Source organism: Cellulomonas olei, assembly GCF_039548315.1.
In the GTDB taxonomy this organism is placed as follows: Bacteria; Actinomycetota; Actinomycetes; order Actinomycetales; family Cellulomonadaceae; genus Cellulomonas.
On sequence record NZ_JBCLVN010000008.1, the window covers coordinates 1 to 19,432 of the forward strand.

General features: G+C 74.6%; 17 protein-coding genes. 9 read left to right on the plus strand and 8 right to left on the minus strand.

The genetic code is table 11. The annotated features are described in order from the left end of the window. From AAHH18_RS04160 to AAHH18_RS04175, 4 genes are all read right to left on the minus strand, one after another. Positions 1 to 1,162 (minus strand): protein kinase family protein (locus tag AAHH18_RS04160; RefSeq protein WP_343300685.1); only part of this gene is annotated, 1,162 nt, incomplete at its 3' end. A gap of 227 nt (positions 1,163 to 1,389) precedes the next feature. Next, on the minus strand, positions 1,390 to 3,108 hold the full coding sequence (gene murJ / locus AAHH18_RS04165) for a murein biosynthesis integral membrane protein MurJ (RefSeq protein ID WP_283318749.1): 1,719 nt from the start codon (positions 3,106 to 3,108) through the stop codon (positions 1,390 to 1,392). Next, positions 3,105 to 5,438 carry a DUF6049 family protein gene (locus AAHH18_RS04170; protein ID WP_343300686.1) on the minus strand — a complete coding sequence of 778 codons (2,334 nt, stop codon included), beginning with the start codon at positions 5,436 to 5,438 and terminating at the stop codon, positions 3,105 to 3,107. Before AAHH18_RS04170 ends, murJ begins: the two co-directional genes overlap by 4 nt. After that, positions 5,435 to 5,983, minus strand: a complete 549-nt coding sequence (locus AAHH18_RS04175; RefSeq protein ID WP_283318751.1) for an NUDIX hydrolase — start codon at positions 5,981 to 5,983, stop codon at positions 5,435 to 5,437. The genes AAHH18_RS04170 and AAHH18_RS04175 overlap by 4 nt, the downstream gene beginning before the upstream one ends. 161 nt (positions 5,984 to 6,144) lie before the next feature. On the opposite strand from AAHH18_RS04175, the gene AAHH18_RS04180 reads away from it, so the two are divergent. After that, the gene (locus AAHH18_RS04180) at positions 6,145 to 7,593 is read left to right on the plus strand and encodes a CCA tRNA nucleotidyltransferase (RefSeq protein ID WP_459349083.1); all 1,449 of its coding nucleotides are present in this window, start codon (positions 6,145 to 6,147) and stop codon (positions 7,591 to 7,593) included. Between the two features lie 66 nt (positions 7,594 to 7,659). Here the strand turns inward: AAHH18_RS04180 and AAHH18_RS04185 are convergent, their stop codons facing one another. Next, a complete protein-coding gene (locus AAHH18_RS04185; RefSeq protein WP_343300687.1) occupies positions 7,660 to 8,955 on the minus strand; it encodes an MFS transporter in 1,296 nt (431 codons plus the stop codon). A 60-nt stretch (positions 8,956 to 9,015) separates the two neighbouring features. Between AAHH18_RS04185 and AAHH18_RS04190 the strand changes: the two genes are divergently transcribed. Then, complete coding sequence (locus AAHH18_RS04190) at positions 9,016 to 9,501, plus strand: hypothetical protein (RefSeq protein ID WP_283318753.1); 486 nt, start codon at positions 9,016 to 9,018, stop codon at positions 9,499 to 9,501. Between the two features lie 132 nt (positions 9,502 to 9,633). Here AAHH18_RS04190 and AAHH18_RS04195 read toward each other — a convergent pair whose 3' ends face one another. Together AAHH18_RS04195 and AAHH18_RS04200 are read right to left on the minus strand one after the other, a co-directional pair. Then, positions 9,634 to 10,728: an inositol-3-phosphate synthase gene (locus AAHH18_RS04195; RefSeq protein WP_283318754.1), complete on the minus strand. Its 1,095-nt coding sequence runs from the start codon at positions 10,726 to 10,728 to the stop codon at positions 9,634 to 9,636. After that, positions 10,725 to 11,381 carry a PadR family transcriptional regulator gene (locus tag AAHH18_RS04200; RefSeq protein ID WP_222170865.1) on the minus strand — a complete coding sequence of 219 codons (657 nt, stop codon included), beginning with the start codon at positions 11,379 to 11,381 and terminating at the stop codon, positions 10,725 to 10,727. The genes AAHH18_RS04195 and AAHH18_RS04200 overlap by 4 nt, the downstream gene beginning before the upstream one ends. Before the next feature lie 343 nt (positions 11,382 to 11,724). Between AAHH18_RS04200 and AAHH18_RS04205 the strand changes: the two genes are divergently transcribed. The 6 genes from AAHH18_RS04205 (at position 11,725) to AAHH18_RS04230 (ending at position 16,411) form a co-directional block, all read left to right on the plus strand. Further along, positions 11,725 to 14,121, plus strand: coding sequence for a transglycosylase domain-containing protein (locus tag AAHH18_RS04205; protein ID WP_343300688.1), 2,397 nt, complete (start codon positions 11,725 to 11,727; stop codon positions 14,119 to 14,121). 159 nt (positions 14,122 to 14,280) lie between these two features. After that, positions 14,281 to 14,574, plus strand: coding sequence for a 30S ribosomal protein S6 (rpsF, locus tag AAHH18_RS04210; protein WP_146834523.1), 294 nt, complete (start codon positions 14,281 to 14,283; stop codon positions 14,572 to 14,574). 83 nt (positions 14,575 to 14,657) lie between these two features. Next, positions 14,658 to 15,182, plus strand: a complete 525-nt coding sequence (locus tag AAHH18_RS04215; protein ID WP_283318756.1) for a single-stranded DNA-binding protein — start codon at positions 14,658 to 14,660, stop codon at positions 15,180 to 15,182. Positions 15,183 to 15,291: 109 nt separating this feature from the next. Next, positions 15,292 to 15,528, plus strand: coding sequence for a 30S ribosomal protein S18 (rpsR, locus tag AAHH18_RS04220; RefSeq protein ID WP_013772910.1), 237 nt, complete (start codon positions 15,292 to 15,294; stop codon positions 15,526 to 15,528). A gap of 14 nt (positions 15,529 to 15,542) precedes the next feature. Then, the gene (gene rplI, locus AAHH18_RS04225; RefSeq protein WP_222170862.1) at positions 15,543 to 15,992 is read left to right on the plus strand and encodes a 50S ribosomal protein L9; all 450 of its coding nucleotides are present in this window, start codon (positions 15,543 to 15,545) and stop codon (positions 15,990 to 15,992) included. Between the two features lie 122 nt (positions 15,993 to 16,114). Continuing rightward, a complete protein-coding gene (locus tag AAHH18_RS04230; RefSeq protein ID WP_343300689.1) occupies positions 16,115 to 16,411 on the plus strand; it encodes a hypothetical protein in 297 nt (98 codons plus the stop codon). On the opposite strand, the gene AAHH18_RS04235 is transcribed toward AAHH18_RS04230, so the two are convergent. Then, the gene (locus tag AAHH18_RS04235; RefSeq protein ID WP_343300690.1) at positions 16,398 to 17,714 is read right to left on the minus strand and encodes an MATE family efflux transporter; all 1,317 of its coding nucleotides are present in this window, start codon (positions 17,712 to 17,714) and stop codon (positions 16,398 to 16,400) included. The two genes, AAHH18_RS04230 and AAHH18_RS04235, sit on opposite strands and share 14 nt — an antisense overlap. Positions 17,715 to 18,052: 338 nt before the next feature. Between AAHH18_RS04235 and dnaB the strand changes: the two genes are divergently transcribed. Next, on the plus strand, positions 18,053 to 19,420 hold the full coding sequence (dnaB, locus tag AAHH18_RS04240) for a replicative DNA helicase (protein WP_222170859.1): 1,368 nt from the start codon (positions 18,053 to 18,055) through the stop codon (positions 19,418 to 19,420). Positions 19,421 to 19,432 lie beyond the last annotated feature (12 nt).

The window sequence follows — 19,432 nt, forward strand, 5'->3', positions numbered from 1 at the left end:
CTCCGGCTCCGGCCGCACCCGCGCCAGCGGCGTCGCCGGTCCCGGTCGCGGCGGCGCCCGCACCGGCTGCGGCGGCAGCACCGGCCCCGCCCGCAGCCGCGACCCCACCGGCGCCGGCCCCCGCCGTCCGGCCCGCCCCGGTCGACGCCGCGGGCGCCCCCTCGGCCGGGGTGTCGCCGTCCGCGGTCGGGCTGGTGCGCTGCTGGTCGTCGCTCATCGGGCTGCTTCCCGTCGGAGGTGCGGTGGTCGTGCCGGTGGGCGTGCCACCGTCCGGGCGCGGTGGTGCGGGGGAGTCGGTCAGGGAGGGCCAGCGCGCGGAGTCCGCGGCGCGGAACACCTCGTCGGCGCGCACGGCACGCCACGGCTCGAGCTCGCGGACGAGCTCGCCGGGGCTGTGCGGCCCGTCGTCGTGCGGCCCGAGCGTCACGACGCAGAGCGTGTCGAGGTCCGCGGGCACACCGGGCACCAGGTCGGCGGGCGCGCCGGGGGAGCCGTCGTGGTCGGGCGCGGCCGGCAGGTCGTGGTCGACGGGGACGGAGGGCGCGTCGGCCTCCCCGGCGGCCCACTCGTCGAACGTGGGCACGGCCGCCGTGGTGGTGGCGGCGGGCCACCGGCCGGTGAGGGCGGCGTAGAGCACCCGGACCAGCCCGACGGTGTCGGTGCGGCTCATGGCGTGCGCGCCGCCACCCGCCGCGTCGAGCAGCTCGCCGTCGACCGCCAGCCCCTCGACCACGACGCGGCTGCCGGAGGTGAGCACCACGGACTCGGGGCGCAGCGCGAGGTGGTGGACGCCCCTCCGGCGCGCGACCTCCAGGGCGGCGGCGGCCTCGCCGACGACCGCGCGCGCCTGGTCGGGGGCGAGGGGGGCGCGGGCGGCGAGCGCCGCGAGGCTGCGTCCGTCGACCGCCTCCGTGACGACGTAGCCCGTGCCGTCGGCGGTCCCGACGTCGAGGATGCGCGCCAGGCGTGGGTCGACGACGAGGGCGGCCCGCCGCGCGGCGTCGAGCACGGCGGCCGCGCGCGGCCCGGTCACGAGGGTCACGGTGACCCGCCGGGCGAGGATCTGGTCGGTGGCGGTCCAGCGCTCGGCGCCGGGGAGGTTCCCGTGGCGGGGCTCGTCCAGCCGGTACCGCCCGGCGACGGTGCTCCCGAACCTGCTCACGGGGTCGCCGGGACGTCCGGGGTCCCCGGGTCGGGACTGCGCCACCTGGTCCTCCGTCCGGTCGTCGGGTCGGCGGGTCCGCCGCCGGTCGTCCGTGCCGTCACCGGCGCGGGCTCCCCGTCATGCTAGACGGGCCGCCCGTGCGGCGGCGGATCCGCGGGGGTCCCTGGGGACGGCGTCGTCCCCAGGCGGTCGGGTGGGCGGCGGGGACGGGCGGACGGGCCGGGTCAGCGCCCGCGGCGCACCACGCGGAGCACCGGCCGCAGCAGCACCCCCAGCTCGCCGACCCGCAGCAGCGCGAGCGTGCCGACGTACACCGCGGTGATCAGCACCGCGCCGGCGACGCACGCGACCACAGCGTCCCGGAGGGACTGCACCGGGCCGAGCGCGGCCAGCAGCCCGAGCCCTGCGGCGGCCGCGAGCACCGCGCCCGCACCGGCCTTGAGGTGCAGCACCAGGACGCGCCGGCCGTCGAGCCCGCCGAGCCGTCGCCGGACCGAGACGAGCGCGGCGGCGGCGCCCACCAGGTACGACAGCGCCATGGACGCGCACGCCGCGGCGACCCAGTACCGGTCGGGGAGCAGCGCCCGCCCCAGCTCGGTGCCCCCGACGACGACGACGGCCATGACGACCTGGACGGGGATCATCCCGCGCGCGTCCTCGTAGGCGTAGTACACGCGCTGGCACAGCGACCAGATCCCGAACGGGACGAGGCCGAGCAGCAGCACGACCACGACGACGGCGAGCGAGTGGACGGCGGTGTCGGTCTGCGTGGGGAACATCGCGCGGACGAGGGGGACCGCCAGCACGGTGATCCCGGTCGTCGCGAGCACCGTGAACACGCCCACGGTGCGCAGGCCGAGCGACAGGTCCGCGCGGACCCCCGCGGCGTCGCCCGCGGCCGCCCGCCCGGACAGGCGCGTGAACAGCGCGGTCGCGAGCGTCACCGTGACGAGGGAGTGCGGCAGCATGAACAGCAGGAACGCCCGGTCGTACACCGCGTTGCCGGCCAGGCCCTCCCCGGTCACCGACGAGGCGACGACGCTGATGCGCCAGACGCCGACCTGGCCGATGAGCAGGCCGAGGAACGTCCAGCTCGCGACGCGACCGGCCGAGCCGAGCCCGGAGCCGCGCAGGCCCCAGCGCGGCCGGTAGCGGAACCCGCTGCGGTACAGCGGCACGAGCAGCACGAGCGCCTGCGCCACGATGCCGACGGTCGCCGCCCCGCCCAGCACCGCGGTCTGGGCCCCCGTCCACTCCCGGACGGGCGTGTGCTCGTCGACCGGGCCGTACGTGCGGACCAGCAGGAGCAGGCCGGCGATGAACACGACGTTGTTCACCACGGGCGCCCACATGTAGGGCCCGAACGAGCCGCGCGCGTTGAGCACCTGGCCCAGCAGCGAGTACAGCCCGTAGAAGAAGACCTGCGGGATGCACCAGAACGCCATGGTCGTGGCGACGGCCGTGACGCGCGGGTCGGGGAACTCGGAGTACAGCAGCACCCACAGCGGGGCGGCGGCGGTGAGCACGATCGTGAGCCCGCCGAGACCGACGATGCCGACGGTCAGCAGCCGGTCGACGTAGTGGTGCCCGTCCGGCCGGCGGTAGGCCCGCACCACCTGCGGCACGAGCACCGCGTTGAGCACGCCGCCCGCGATGAGCAGGTACAGGGTGTTCGGCAGCTTGTTGGCGACGGAGAAGGCGTTCGCCACGCTGCCCGTCAGGCCGATCGCCCAGCCCAGCAGAGCGGTGTTGAGGAAGCCGAGCACGCGGGACGCCGCCGTGCCGGACGCCATGATGAGCGACGAGCGGCCGAGGCCGCTGCGGGCCGGCAGCGGCGGGGCGTCCGCGGCCGGGTCGCCGGCTGCGGGATCGGTGGCGGAGGTGCCGCCGGCGGCGGTGCCGTCCGGGTCGGCCCCTGCGGCCCCGGGGGCCGGGGTGGTCATGACGGGTCCTGTCGTCCGGGTCGGTCGGGTACGTCGTCGGGTCCGCCGTCGTGCGGGGTGCCGGGCGTCCCGGGCACGGGCTCCGGCACGACACGCGCGCCGCGCCGCGCGGTCTGCCCGCGGCGCACCGTGCGCCAGATGCCGAAGGCGAGCGCCACCGCGAGCAGCACGCCGACCACCCAGCTGCCGACGCTCTCGATGGTCGGGGCGACGCGCGCGGAGAACTGCACGGGCGTCGCGAGCTCGCGCCCGCCCGCGGACACCAGGCTGACGTCGACCTCCACGTCGCAGTTCGCGCTGGCCCGCAGCGTCAGGACGACGGAGGTCTCCTGCTCCGGCGGGACGGTCGTGAGGTCGGACCGTGCGGTGTCGAGGCAGCCCTTGTGGGGGCGCAGCTCGACGCGCACCCGGGCGGCCTGGTCGAGCTCGTTGCGCACGGCGACGGTGATCTGCGCGGACGACGAGATGACGGTGAACTGCTCGTTGAGCACCGCGACGAGACCGGACTGCCGGTCGGTGGCCTCGCGCCGTGCGTCGGCGACGGCGGTGGCGCGCCCGTCCGGGTCGTCGCGCCAGGCGACGGCGAGCGGTGCGACGAGCGCGGCGTCCAGCCCGGTGAGCAGGGCGGCGGGGTCCTCCACCACGCTGGCGAACTCGCCGGCGGCGCGCCAGTCGGCGGCCAGCGCGTTGACCCACGCGGGCGTCAGCTCGGTGCCGGTGCGGCTCGTCGCCGGCAGGTCCCCGCGCTCGGACGCGGTGTCGGCGCCCGCCGCGAGCTCGCCCACGCCGACGGTGTCGACCCACTCGGCGGCCTCGAGTGCGTCGAGCGCCGCGGAGGTGAGCGTCGCGGAGGGCTCCCAGTCGCGCGGCAGCGTGGCGAGCACGTCGACGCCCGCGTCGTCGCCGGTGCGGGCGAGCACGGCCGTCTCGGCGAGGGCGCGCTGCGCGGTGGTCGCGGCCGTCGCGCCCGGCTGCACGGCGGAGGGGGTGGTGAGCAGGGCGCTGAGGGTCGCGTCGGGGACCAGCGCGGAGACCGCGCCGCTCGCGGTCGTCACGGAGGCCCGCGCGCCGACGGGCGCGAGGCCGAGGGGCGGCAGCGCGGACGACCCGACGACGAGCGGCACGCCCGGCGCCGAGCCGGCCGCCCGGTCGGCGGTCGCGAGATCCGGGACGTCGTCGGCGGCGAGCAGCACGGGCTCGGCGTCCGACCACAGCGGGCTGTCCGCGGTGGACCCGGTGACGTCCTGGGCGATGCGCAGCAGGTCCGTGTCCGGGTCCCGGTCCCCCGCGTGGGCGATCGCCGCCAGGTCGGGGTCGGCCCACGGCAGCCGCAGCACCTCCCGCGAGCCCGACGCGTCCTCGAGGGCGGAGAGCCACGCGCGGTCCGCCCGCGACCCGGCGGCGGCGGCGTCCACGAGCGCCGGGTCGACGGCCCAGGTGACCGAGGAGTGCTCGCCGGTGGCCTGGAGCAGCCGGCTCAGCCGCCCTCCCGCCGACGTCAGGGAGGTGAGCGCGTCGTCGGCGTCGCCCGCGTCGTCGGAACCACCCGCGCCGTCGTCGCCCGACCCGGTCCCCGTGCCACCGGTCGCCGTGGCGGTCGGGCTGGGGGAGCCGGTCGCCTCCGGTGGGCCCGTGGCGCCGGGCTCGTCGCCCCCGTCGCCCCCGTCGTCGTCCCCGTCCGCCGCCACCGCCGCGCTCGCCGGGTCGGTCGCCGGCCCCACGACCGGTGCGAGCACGCCGAGCCGCGTCGCGGGCACGTCCTGCGCAGACTGCCAGAGCAGGAACGTGCGCTCGATGCCGACGCGGGAGGAGCCGTCGGACACGTCGAGCGCGATGCCGCGCGGACCCCAGGCGTCGGCGGTGCGGAGCAGCCCGATCGCGGAGGCCGGCACCGTGACCTCGACGGTCACCTGCTGCCCGGGCTCGAGGGGGTCGTCGAGCACGGTGGTCGCGGCCACGTCGCCGACAGGGCTGGACGCGCCGCTCGCGGCCCAGCGCGTCAGCTCGTCGCGCGAGGACATCCGGTACCGGTAGATGCGGACGGACGCGCGGGGACGCTCGACGACCTCGTCGCCCTCGTTCCGGAGCCGGGCGGTCACGGTGAGGTCCTCGCCGGGCTCGAGCACCTGCGGCGCCACGTCGGTCACGGAGACGGACACGGGCAGGTCGTCCGTGGCGGGGGCGGCGGGCACGGTCGCGGCCGGGGCGGCACCGGTCCCCGTCGCGGCGACGGCGGGGGCCGCGGACAGGGCCGGCAGCGCGAGCACGGCGGACGCGACCAGGGCGGCGGCGACGCTGCGCGCCCGGCGCCCGGTGCCCCGCAGCCTCATGCCTGGCCGACCAGGACCACGTGCGCGGTCTCGGCCAGCCGCCGCTCGTTGGGGTAGGCCAGCCGCGCCGGCAGCTCGAGGACCGGCACCCAGGCCACGTCCTCGGCCTCCCCGTCGGGGTCGCCCTCGACCGTCAGCTCACCGCCGACCGCGCCGAGCAGGTAGTGGTGCACCATCTTGTGCACCCGCCGGTCGTCGCCCGTGAACCAGTAGTCGATGACGCCGAGCCGCCGGACGATCCGCCCGACGATGCCGGTCTCCTCCGCGATCTCGCGGACCGCTGCCTCCTCCGGCGTCTCCTCGCCCTCGAGGTGGCCCTTCGGCAGGCACCACTCGAGCCGGCCCGCGCGGTTGCGGCGCGCGATGACCGCCGCGACGTGGACGCCGCCCTCCAGGCGCACCACGAGGCCGCCCGCCGAGGTCTCCTCGACGACGGGCAGCTGGGTGTGCCGGACCCGGGTCGTCCGCGGGTCGATCCGCAGCGCGTGGCCCCCGGGCGGTGCGGGCACACCCTCCGGTGGCAGGGCGCTCGCGGGCTCGGGCATGCAGGCCACTGTAACGACTCCGCCCCTGCGACCGGCCGCGCGCACGTGGAGGACCTGTGGACGGGGGCCGCCGCCGCGCCGATCTGGCAGGCTTGGGCGTCGTGCCGTCCGAGGACCTGACCCCCCGACCCGCCGCCGCGGGCACCGCCGACCCCGAGGCGCTGGTCGCGCTGCAGAAGCGCGCGCTCGGGGTGATCGCCGGGCTCGCCCCGGCGGCCCTGGAGCTGGGCGAGCTGTTCCGCGCCGCGGGTCACGAGCTGGCCCTGGTCGGCGGTCCGGTGCGCGACGCGTTCCTCGGCAGGCCGAGCGCCGACCTCGACTTCGCGACCTCGGCGACGCCCGACGAGACGGAGCGGCTGCTGGCCGGCTGGGCGGACGCGCACTGGGACATCGGGCGCGCGTTCGGCACGATCGGCGCCCGCCGGCACGGGCGCCGCGGGGCACCGGACGTGGTCGTCGAGGTCACGACCTACCGGACCGACGCCTACGACCCGACGTCCCGCAAGCCGGAGGTCGTCTTCGGCGACACGCTCGAGGGCGACCTGTCGCGCCGCGACTTCACCGTCAACGCGATGGCGATCCGCCTGCCCGGCCTGGCGTTCGTCGACCCGTTCGACGGCCTGCAGGACCTGGCGCGCGGCGTGCTCCGGACCCCGGTCGACCCGCGGCAGTCGTTCGACGACGACCCGCTGCGCATGATGCGCGCCGCCCGGTTCGCCGCGCAGCTCGGGTTCGCGGTCGACCCGGCGGCGCTCGCGGCCGCCACGGACATGGCGGAGCGGCTCTCCATCGTCTCGGCCGAGCGCGTCCGCGACGAGCTGGTCAAGCTGCTGCTGTCGCCGCAGCCGCGGCCGGGCCTGCGGGTGCTGGTCGACACCGGTCTCGCGCAGCAGGTGCTGCCGGAGCTGCCGGCGCTGCGGCTGGAGATCGACGAGCACCACCGCCACAAGGACGTGTACGAGCACTCCCTCACGGTGCTGGACAAGGCGATCGCCCTGGAGACCGGCCCGGACGGCGCCGTCCCCGGCCCGGACCTGGTGCTGCGGCTCGCCGCGCTGCTGCACGACATCGGCAAGCCGGCGACCCGGCGGTTCGAGTCCGGCGGCGGGGTGTCGTTCCACCACCACGAGGTCGTCGGGGCGAAGCTCGTCGCGAAGCGGCTGCGCGCGCTGCACTTCGACAAGGCGACCGTGCAGGCGGTGGCCCGGCTCACCGAGCTGCACCTGCGGTTCCACGGCTACGGCGACGGCGCCTGGACGGACTCGGCGGTCCGCCGCTACGTGACGGACGCCGGGCCGCTGCTCGAGCGCCTGCACCGGCTGACCCGCTCGGACTGCACGACCCGCAACGTCCGCAAGGCCCGCCGGCTGTCCGAGGCGTACGACGACCTCGAGCGCCGGATCGCGGAGCTGCGGGAGCAGGAGGAGCTGGCGGCGATCCGCCCGGACCTCGACGGCACGCAGATCATGACGGCGCTCGGCGTCGGGCCGGGCCGCGTCGTCGGGGAGGCGTACCGGTACCTGCTGGAGCTGCGCATGGAGCGCGGCCCGCTCGGCGAGGAGGCGGCCCGCGAGGAGCTGCTCGCCTGGTGGGCGGGGCGCCAGGGCTGACCGCCGGCAGCCGCCTGACGGCCGCCGCCGGCCCGCCGCAGCCCGACCTCCGCCGGGCAGCCGCCGTCAGGCCGCGGCCGGCACCGGCTCCGGGACCGTCGTGCGCGTCCGGTACACCGCGGCCGTCGCCAGGTAGGCCAGCGCGATCAGGGCGAACACCCCGCGCGACCAGCCGGTGTCCGGCAGCGCGACCGCCGCCAGCGCCGCCGCGCCGACGAACGCCGCGTTGTAGAGGACGTCGTACAGGGCGAACGCCCGGCCGCGGAACTCGTCCGCGGTGTCCCGCTGCACGATCGTGTCGACCGCGATCTTGGCGCCCTGCGCCGCCAGGCCCAGCACGAACGACCCGGCGAGGACCGCCGGGAACGCGACGGTGACCGCGAGGAGCGCCTGCGTCGCGGCGGCCAGCACCAGGCAGATCGAGATCCAGCCCTGCGGCCCGACGAGGGGCGAGACGATCGGCGTCGCGACGATCGCCAGGGCGAAGCCGACCCCGGTCGCCGCGGCGACGGTGCTGAAGGTGACCAGCCCGGCCCGCGCGTCGGCGGGGTCGGACAGCAGGTTGCGCGAGATCAGCAGGCTCGCGATGAACACGGCCCCGTACAGGAACCGGTGCACGGCCATGATGCCGAGCGCCCGGGCGGGCGTGCCGCGCCGGACCAGGTAGCGGGCCCCGCCGACGAGGCCGCGGGCCAGGGTGCCCAGCGCCCGGCGCACCTCGGACGCGTCGGCCCGGGCGTCCGGGCCGAGCAGGTCCTTGCCGAGCCGGGTCGCGACCAGGGAGGCCGTCGTCATGAGCGCCGCGGCCGCGACCAGCGACGCCACGTCGCGGGCGGTGCCCCCGGGCAGGACCAGGCCGAGCAGGAAGCCGAGGCCCCAGCCGAGGCCGGACGACACCGTCCCGAGCGTCGGGGTGATCGAGTTCGCCGTCAGCAGCAGCGGCCCCGCGACGACCCGCGGCTGGGACGCCGACAGCGCCGACAGCAGGAACCGGTTGACCGACAGCGTCACGAGCGCCAGCACGTACACCGCGGGCCCGACGCCGGCCGTCGCCATCACCAGCGCCGTCAGCAGCGTCAGGCCCGTGCGGACGAGGTTGCCGACCAGCAGCACCTGCCGCCGGCGCCACCGGTCGAGCAGCACGCCGGCCCACGGCCCCACCACCGTGAACGGCAGCAGCAGCACCGCGAACGCCGCGGCCACCCCGGTCGCGGTGGTCGCGTTCTCGGGCGAGAAGAAGAACAGCGTCGCGAGGCCCGCCTGGAACAGGCCGTCCGAGCACTGGCTCACCAGGCGCACCGCGAGCAGCCGCCGGAAGTCGACCAGGGGCCACAGCTGCTTCAGATCGGAGACCACCTGCACCCGGCCAGGCTAACGGGCGTCCTCCTAGACTCGGACGCGGCCAGCCGACCGAGGAGACCCATGACCACCGACCCCCAGGACGCCGGCACGCTGCCCGACGGGTGGCGCACCATCCCGCCGGACCGTCTCGGCACGCCGGGCATCGCGTTCGCCGCCGCCCACGACGTGCCGGACGCCGGCTTCACCGCGAACGTCACCGTCGGGGTGCAGCGGTCCTCCGACCCCGGCCTGGTGCTGACGCTCGGCGCCGAGGCGCTCCGGGCGATCCAGGCCACCGAGCAGGACGTCGCGCTGCACCGGCGCGAGCAGGCCGGGGACGCCACGACGCCCGCGCTCGCGCAGGAGGTGCGCTTCACCACGACGATCGACGGGGAGCCGGTGCGGCTCACCCAGGTGCAGGAGTTCGTCGCCCGGCCCGGCGCCGACGGCGCCCCCGCGACGGTGTGGACGCTGTCCGCGACCGCCACGCAGGCGCAGGCGGAGGCGCTCGCGGACGACCTGGAGACGCTGCTCGGGGCGCTGCGGGCGGAGATCGCGGCGTCCTGACGACGCGTCGTCCCCGGGGACGCGCGAGGGGCCCGGCACCGATGTGGTGCCGGGCCCCTCGTCGCGGGTCAGCGTTCCGCTACGGGCGGGTCACTCGCTGCGCTCGCGACCCACCCTCCGCTGCGCTCCGGATCAGCGCTCGATCTCGCCGCGGATGAACTTCTCCACGAGCTCCCGGCCGTACTGGTCCTCGTGCTGGACCGGCGGGGACTTCATGAAGTAGGTCGACGCCGACAGGATCGGGCCGCCGATGCCGCGGTCCTTCGCGATCTTCGCGGCGCGGACCGCGTCGATGATGATGCCGGCCGAGTTCGGGGAGTCCCAGACCTCGAGCTTGTACTCGAGGTTCAGGGGCACCTCGCCGAACGCGCGACCCTCGAGGCGCACGTACGCCCACTTGCGGTCGTCGAGCCAGGCGACGTAGTCCGACGGGCCGATGTGGACGTTGCGGTCGTCCTTCTTGCCGGCCAGCGGCCCGTCCTCGAGGTTCGAGGTGACGGCCTGCGTCTTGGAGATCTTCTTGGACTCCAGGCGCTCGCGCTCGAGCATGTTCTTGAAGTCCATGTTGCCGCCGACGTTCAGCTGGTACGTGCGGTCCAGGATGACGCCGCGGTCCTCGAACAGGCGGGCGAGCACGCGGTGCGTGATGGTCGCGCCGACCTGGGACTTGATGTCGTCGCCGACGATCGGCACGCCGGCCGCCTCGAACTTCGCGGCCCACTCGGGGTCGGACGCGATGAACACGGGCAGCGCGTTGACGAAGGCGACGCCCGCGTCGATGGCGGCCTGGGCGTAGAACTTGTCGGCCTCCTCGGAGCCCACCGGCAGGTAGGACACGAGCACGTCGACCTTCGCGTCCTTGAGCGCCTGGACGACGTCCACGGCCTCCGCGTCGGACTCCTCGATGGTCTGGGCGTAGTACTTGCCGATGCCGTCGAGGGTCGGGCCGCGCTGGACGGTCACGCCGAGCGGCGGGACGTCGGCGATCTTGATGGTGTTGTTCTCGGACGCGACGATCGCCTCGGACAGGTCGAACCCGACCTTCTTGGCGTCGACGTCGAACGCGAGCACGAACTCCAGGTCGGAGACGTGGTAGTCCCCGAACTGCACGTGCATGAGGCCCGGCACCTTGGTGCCCGGCTCGGCGTCGGCGTAGTAGTGCACGCCCTGGACCAGCGACGAGGCGCAGTTACCCACGCCCGCGATCGCAACGCGGATGGCAGTCATCCTCGCTCCTTCTGAGGGGGTTGTGCCGCGACGATGGAGTCATCCTCGACAGCGTTCGTGCGGGTGGCGGCCGGGTGGCCGTCGCCCTGGGGACGGGCGCCGCGGTTGCTGCGCTCGTGGTCGATGAGGTCGTCGAGCCAGCGCACCTCGCGCTCGACCTGCTCGAGCCCGTGGCGCTGGAGCTCGAGGGTGTACTCGTCCATGCGGACGCGGGTCCGGGTGACGGACTCGCGGATCGTCTCCAGCCGCTCGGTGAGCCGGGTGCGCCGGCCCTCGAGGATCCGCAGCCGCGTCTCGGCGTCGGTCTGCCCGAAGAACGCGAACCGGAAGCCGAAGTTCTCGTCCTCCCACGCGGCCGGGCCGGAGGAGGCCAGCACGTGCTGGAACTGCTCCTTGCCCTCGGCGGTGAGCTGGTAGACGATCCGGGCGCGCTTGCCGGCGAGGCCGTGCGCGGGTGCCTGCTGCGGGTCGGACCCCGCGATGAGGCCGCGCGCGACGAGCGACTTGAGCGCCGGGTAGAGCGACCCGTAGGACAGCGCGCGGAACGAGCCGAGCAGCAGGTTGAGCCGCTTGCGCAGCTCGTACCCGTGCATCGGGGAGTCGTGGAGCAGGCCGAGGATCGCGGACTCGAGCACGTCGGACTTGGCGCGCACCGGACCCTCCTCCCGCTCGTTCGCACGACGATGTATCGAACTGATACATCGGGGAGCCTAGGGCGATCCGGGCGATCCGGGCAAGAGCGACGTCACCGCCGGCGCGTCGGGGACCCCCGATGCGGTGGTTCCCGCGCGGCTCACGTGCTCCGCGGGGCCGGTGCTGCGAGGATCCTCGTCGGGTCGGGAAGCCCAGCGGCAGGCCTCGTGGCGATCACGTGAAGGTCCGCGGGCCCGGGGGACCCCGCCCAGGGCCGACCCCACCGGCTCGCGCATACTGATCCGGGCCCGGCCGGCTCCTGCCGCTCGACGCCCCCTCACCGGTCCACAGGAAGGCAGTGCGTTGGCAGGCTCGACCCGACGGTCCTCGACCGCCCCCGCGCGGACGTCGCCGCGCGGCGGTGCGTCCCGGACCGCGGCCACCGGCACCGCCCGGGGCGGCGGCCGGCGGCGGATCATCGACTACCCGCGCCGGGGCTACCGCGGCCTGCACCGCTGGCTGCCCTCGTGGCGGTTCGTGGTCGGCAGCATCCTCGCCTTCGTCTTCCTGTGCCTCGGCCTCGCGGTCGCGGCCTACGCGCTCACCGACGTGCCCGCGCCCGACGACTTCGCCGAGGAGCAGGCCTCGACCGTCTACTACTCCGACGGCACCGAGCTCGGGACGTACCAGGGGCCGAACCGGAACCTCGTCGACTACGAGGACCTCCCGGAGTACATCGGGCAGGCCGTGGTCTCCGCCGAGGACAAGACGTTCTTCGAGAACCAGGGCATCGACCTGCGCGGCATGGCGCGCGCCCTCGTCAACAACGTGACCGGCGGCGAGACGCAGGGCGCCTCGACGCTGACCCAGCAGTACGTCGAGCGCTACTACGTCGGCCAGACGACGACGGACTACCTCGGCAAGGCCAAGGAGGCCCTGCTGGCGATCAAGATCGCGCAGACGGAGACCAAGGAGCAGATCCTCGGCCGCTACCTCAACACGATCTACTTCGGCCGCAACGCCTACGGCATCGACGCCGCGGCGCAGGTGTACTTCGGCAAGCCCGCCGCCGAGCTCGACCTCTCGCAGTCCGCGATGCTCGCCGGGCTCATCCCGTCACCGAACAACTGGGACCCCGCCGTCAGCCCCGAGAAGGCCGAGCAGCGCTGGAACTACGTCCTCGACGGCATGGAGCGCGACGGCTACGTCACCGAGGCCGACCGCGACGCGCTGACGTTCCCCGAGACGATCCCCTACGAGCGCAGCGACCGGCTGGCCGGCCCCAACGGGTACCTGCTCGAGTACGTGACGCAGGAGCTCACCGCCACGGGCTCGATCACCGAGGAGATGCTGCAGCGCCGCGGCCTGCGCATCACGACGACGATCCAGCGGCCGGTGCAGGACCAGGCCGTCGCGTCGGTCGAGAAGCTCCGCACCGGCGGGCTCTCCGACGGCGCGACCCCCGCCGAGGCGCTCAAGGTCGGCATCGTGTCGGTGGACCCGACCACCGGCGCGATCGTCTCGATGTACGGCGGCCGGGACTTCCTGGCCGACCAGATCAACCGCGCCACCCGCGGCAAGGCCCAGGCCGGCTCGACGTTCAAGCCGTTCACGCTGATCGCGGGCCTGGAGAACGGCAAGGCGCTCACCGACACCTACCAGGGCTACTCGCCGCAGGAGTTCGACGGCTGGAAGGTCAACAACTTCGGCTTCCAGGACTTCGGCACGATCGACCTGGTCAAGGCCACGGAGCAGTCGGTGAACACCGTGTACGCCCAGCTCAACCTCGAGATCGGGCCGGAGAAGACCGCCGACGTCGCCGAGCGTGCCGGCGTCACGTCGCCGGTCAACGCGCTGCCGTCGAACGTGCTCGGCACCGACGACGTCAGCCCGCTCGACATGGCGTCCGCGTACGCGACCATCGCCTCGCAGGGCACCTACCACAAGCCCTACATGGTCGCGGAGGCCACCTACCCGGACGGCGACGTCGCGTACTCGGGCCAGACCCAGCCGACGCAGCAGTTCGACGCCGGCGTCATGGCCGACACCACCTACGCGATGACCCAGGTCGTCCAGGCCGGCTCGGGGTCGACCTACATCAAGCCGATCGGCCGCGACATCGCGGGCAAGACGGGCACCTCGAGCGACAACAAGTCGGCGTGGTTCGTCGGCTTCACGCCGCAGATCTCCACCGCCGTGGCGCTCAGCCAGGTCGGGGAGAACGGCAAGGACGTCGCCGAGATCACGCCGTGGGGCGGCGTGACGCAGGTGACGGGGTCCACGTGGCCGGCCGCGCTGTGGGCCGACTACATGACGCCGGTGCTCCAGCTCGACAACTACTCGACGCCGACGCCGTTCCCCCCGCGGGCGAACGTCAACGCCGACCGCCTCCCCACCGCTCCGCCGACCACGGAGGCGCCGGTCGAGACGCAGGCACCCGAGCCGGAGCAGCCCTCGACGGTGCCGGTGCCCGACGGCCTCGTCGGCATGCTGTCCGGCGACGCGCAGGCCGCGATCGTGAACGCGGGTCTCGTGCCGACGGTCAAGGAGGTGTTCGACGCGTCCCCGGTCGGCACCGTCCTCGCGGCGAGCCCGGGACCGGGCGCGCAGGTGGCGCCCGGGTCGACCGTGACGCTGCGCGTGTCGAAGGGGCCGGAGCCGCAGGAGCCGCCCGCGACGCAGGAGCCGCCGCCCGGCAACGACCCCGAGCCGAGCGAACCGCCTGCCGGCGACGCCGCGGGCGATCCCGCCGGCGGCTGACCACCCCGGGGGCCGTACCGCGCGGCCCTCGGGAACCGGTAGACTGGTGCGCTGCTGTGCCCACCCGGCGTCGCCGATCGACGCCGGTGCGGACGCAGCGACGCACGACACCCTCCTGCCACGGAACGACCGTGGCCGCCGAGACCAGAGGAGGTGGGTATGAGCCTGCGTCAGTACGAGATCATGATCATCCTCGACCCCGACATCGAGGAGCGCACGGTCGCTCCGTCCCTCGACAAGTACCTGTCGGTCGTCAAGACCGACGGTGGCTCCGTCGACAAGGTGGACATCTGGGGCCGTCGCCGCCTGGCGTACGACATCAAGAAGAAGTCCGAGGGCATCTACGCCGTCGTCGACTTCTCCTCGACGCCGGACACCGCCAAGGAGCTGGACCGCCAGCTCGGCCTCAACGAGGCCGTCCTCCGCACGAAGGTGCTCCGCCAGGACGCCTGAGCGCTGTCAGACCGCGCGCGTACCGTCCCCGAGCAGGGGCGGCACCGCCCGAGACGAGCATTCGACGAGAACGAGGAGCTGGCATGGCTGGTGACACCACCATCACGGTGATCGGGAACCTGACCGCCGACCCCGAGCTGCGGTTCACCCCGTCCGGGGCCGCGGTCGCGAACTTCACCGTGGCGTCCACGCCACGCACGTTCGACCGCCAGAGCAACGAGTGGAAGGACGGCGACACGCTGTTCCTCCGCTGCTCGATCTGGCGGGAGGCGGCGGAGAACGTCGCCGAGTCGCTCACCAAGGGCACCCGCGTCATCGTCAGCGGCCGGCTGGTCCAGCGGTCGTACGAGACCCGCGAGGGCGAGAAGCGCACGGTCTACGAGCTGCAGGTCGACGAGGTCGGCCCGTCGCTCCGCTACGCCTCGGCCAAGGTCACCCGGACCCAGCGGTCCGGCGGTGGCGGCGGCTTCAGCGGCGGCGGTGGCGGCGGTGGCGGCTTCAACCAGGGCGGCGGCTTCAACGGCGGCGGCCAGGCCGCGCAGGACGACCCGTGGGCCACGCCCGCGGGCGGCGGCGCGGGCGGCTACTCCGACGAGCCCCCGTTCTGATCGACCTCTGAGGCACCGGCGGGCCCACGCCCGTCCGTGCCCGCACAGCACACCCCATCCCGGGGCATGGCAACGCCCCGGGCTCCAGACGTAGAAGAGGAGCACCACGATGGCCAAGGCCGTTGTCCGGAAGCCCAAGAAGAAGCAGAACCCGCTCAAGGCGGCGAAGATCGAGTCGGTCGACTACAAGGACACCGCCCTGCTGCGGAAGTTCATCTCCGACCGCGGGAAGATCCGCGCCCGCCGCGTGACCGGCGTGTCCGTCCAGGAGCAGCGCGCGATCGCGCGGGCCGTCAAGAACGCCCGCGAGATGGCGCTCCTGCCGTACTCGTCGTCGGCGCGCTGAGAAGGAGCACGAAGATGGCCAAGCTCATCCTGACCCACGAGGTCACGGGTCTCGGCGCTCCCGGTGACGTCGTCGACGTCAAGGACGGGTACGCCCGGAACTACCTGGTCCCCCGCGGCCTCGCGACCACCTGGTCGAAGGGCGCCGAGAAGGAGATCACGCAGATCCGCCGTGCCCGCAAGGCCCGCGAGATCGAGACCCTCGAGGAGGCGCGCGCCGTGCGTGACTCCCTCCAGGGCAACCCGGTGACCGTGACGGCGAAGGCCGGCGAGTCCGGCCGCCTGTTCGGCGCCATCACGACCGCCGAGATCGCCGACGCGGTGAAGGCCGCCGGCGGCCCGTCGATCGACCGCCGCAAGGTCGAGGTCGCGCAGCCGATCAAGGCGACCGGCGAGTACGAGGTGCAGGTCCGCCTGCACGCCGAGGTCTCCGCGAAGCTGACCGTCAAGGTCGTCGCGGCCTGACCCCAGCACCACCCGCACGCCCCGTCCCGGTCCGCCGGGGCGGGGCGTGCGTGCGTCCGGGGGCGGACGGGATCCGTCCCGCGGGGGAGGTCGGGGCCCGGCGCGCTCGGTAGCGTCGCGGGATGAGCGAGCAGCCACCCCCGCCCGCGCCCGAGGGCGACGAGGAGGACTCGGGCAACCCGAACGCCGCGTTCCTGCCGATCGGGATCGTGTTCCTGGTCCTCGGGCTCGCCGGCCTGGCGAACGACTCGATGCGGGCGTCGGCGTTCGCGTTCCTGCCCGTCGGGATCGTCTTCATGGTCCTGAGCATCCGCTCGGCGGCGCCGGGGTCGGCCGCGTCCGACGGACCCGCCGTGCCGGCCGGACCCGAGGCGCACAGGCCCGACGAGCCCGACGGGGCCGACGTCACGCCCCGGTGACCATCCACCGCTCGCCGCGGGCGCGCAGCCCGGTGGTCACCGCCCGCGCCAGCATGAACACCCCCGCGAACGCCGCCCACAGCCACGCGAGCCCCGCCCAGCCCTCCGGCGCCCACGCCCGGACGGCCAGCGCGACCGGGACGTAGACCGCGAGCGTCACCAGCCCGGCCCCCGCGAGGAACCGGCCGTCGCCCGCCCCGATCAGCACACCGTCCAGCACGAACACCCAGCCGGCCATCGGCATGAGCACCGCGGCGACGACCAGCGCGACCGTCACCGCGTGCCGCACCTCGGGGTCCGACGTGAACGCCGCGGACAGCCACCACCCCAGCCCCCCGGTGACGGCGCCGAGCACCACCCCGGCGCCGACGCCCCACTGCAGCGTGCGGCGCAGCAGGGACCGCACGAGCGGCACGTCCGCGGCCCCGAGCGCGTGCCCGACGAGCGCCTGGGCGGCGATGGCCAGCGCGTCGAGCGCGAACGCCACGAACCCCCACACGGCGTTGACCACCTGGTGCCCGGCCAGCGCCACGGGACCGAGGCCGGTCGCCACCCAGACGGTCAGCAGGATCGCCGCGCGCAGCGACAGCGTGCGCAGCAGCAGCGGCGTGCCGGTGCGGGCGCCGGCGAGGATGCCGCCCGCCGCGGGCCGCAGGGACGCCCCGGCGGCCCGGGCGCCGCGGACGACGACGAGCACGAGGGCGGCGCCCATCGCGAGCTGGGTGATCGCCGTGCCGAGCCCCGACCCCGCGATGCCCAGCCCGGCCCCGTAGACGAGCACGGCGTTCAGCACGGCGTTGACGGCTGCCCCGGTGCCGGCCACGACGAGCGGCGTGCGGGTGTCCTGCAGCCCGCGCAGGGCGCCGGTCGCGGCGAGGACGAGCAGCATCCCGGGGAGGCCGGGCGCGGAGGCCCGCAGGTACGCCACGGCCTGGTCGGCGACGTCCCCCGTGGCCCCGAGCGCGCCGACCGCCCACGGCGCGAGGACGAGCACCGCCGCCGCGAGCACCACGCCCAGGCCGCCGCCGAGCCACAGCCCGTCGACGCCGACCTGCAGCGCCCCCGCGCGGTCGCCGACACCGAGCCGCCTCGCGACGACCGCGGTCGTCGCGTACGCCAGGAACACGCACAGCCCCACGACGGTGACCAGCAGCGTCGACGCCAGCGAGAGGCCCGCGAGCTCGGTCGTCCCCAGCCGTCCGACGATCGCCGAGTCGACGAGCACGAACAGCGGCTCGGCGACGAGCGCCCCCAGCGCCGGCACGGCGAGCGCGAGGATCTGACGGTCGACGGTGGACAGCATGTGTCCGAGGCGTGAAATCCGGCCCAACTTCGTCCTGTCCACATCGGTTCACGGCGTTTGCGCCGGTGAGAACGTCCTGGTCGCGGGCCTGTCCGGCCTCATCCACACCTGTGTCCACGACCTGTGGACAGTCACCCGGTGCGTGTCCACAGCCTTCCACACCCTCGCCCACACCCCCTGTGGACGACTCGCTTGCCGCTCCCCTCCGGTCGCGCCTAGCCTCGCGTCGGCGCGCGAACCGTCCGGGTGTCCGCCGTCCTGCCGGGGGTGTCGGTGGCAGGCGGTAGAACGGGAGTTCGGCGGGGCGTGGGCGACGACATGAAGGCGGGGCGGGGCGCGTGACCATCGAGGACCTGGAGTACGGGGCGCCCGCGGGCGGCCGCGCGGCGTTCGACCGGACACCCCCGCAGGACCTCGACGCCGAGCAGTCCGTGCTCGGCGGCATGATGATCTCGAAGGACGCCATCGCCGACGTCGTCGAGCAGATCCGCGGCAACGACTTCTACCGCCCGGCCCACGAGGCGATCTACGACGCGATCATCGACCTGTACGGCCGCGGAGAGCCCGCCGACGCCGTCACCGTCGCCGACGAGCTCACCAAGCGCGGCGAGATCGGGCGCATCGGCGGCGTGCCGTACCTGCACACCCTCATCTCGATGGTGCCGACCGCGGCGAACGCCGGGTACTACGCCCGCATCGTCCGGGAGCGCGCCGTCCTGCGCCGCCTCGTCGAGGCCGGCACCCGCATCGTGCAGCTCGGGTACGCCACCGACGGCGGCGACGTCGACGACATCGTCAACAACGCGCAGGCCGAGGTCTACGCCGTCACCGAGCGCCGCACCACCGAGGACTACCACCGCCTCGGCGAGGTCGTCGCCGGCACCCTCGACGAGATCGAGTCCGCCGGGCACCGCGGCGAGGGCATGGTCGGCGTCCCCACCGGCTTCGCCGACCTCGACCGCCTCACCAACGGCCTGCACCCCGGGCAGATGATCGTCATCGCCGCCCGCCCCGCCATCGGCAAGTCGACCCTCGCGCTCGACTTCGCCCGCGCGGCGTCCATCAAGAACCACCAGGCGTCCGTCGTGTTCTCCCTGGAGATGAGCCGCTCCGAGATCACGATGCGCCTGCTGTCCGCCGAGGCCCGCGTGCCGCTGCAGAAGATGCGCACCGGTCAGATGGGCGACGACGACTGGCAGAAGCTCGCCGCGATCCAGGGCAAGCTCACCGAGGCGCCGCTGTTCATCGACGACTCCCCGAACATGTCGCTCATGGAGATCCGCGCCAAGTGCCGGCGCCTCAAGCAGAAGCACGACCTCAAGCTCGTGCTCATCGACTACCTGCAGCTCATGTCCTCCGGCAAGCGCGTCGAGTCCCGCCAGCAGGAGGTCTCCGAGTTCTCCCGCGCGCTCAAGCTGCTCGCCAAGGAGCTCGAGGTCCCGGTCATCGCGCTGTCCCAGCTCAACCGTGGCCCCGAGCAGCGCACCGACAAGAAGCCGCAGATGAGCGACCTGCGTGAGTCCGGCTCCATCGAGCAGGACGCCGACATGGTGATCCTGCTGCACCGCGAGGACGCGTACGAGCGCGAGTCGCCCCGCGCCGGCGAGGCGGACCTCATCGTGGCGAAGCACCGCAACGGGCCGACGGACACGATCACGGTGGCGTTCCAGGGGCACTACTCGCGGTTCGTCGACATGCAGGCGTGACGTCGTCGTCGT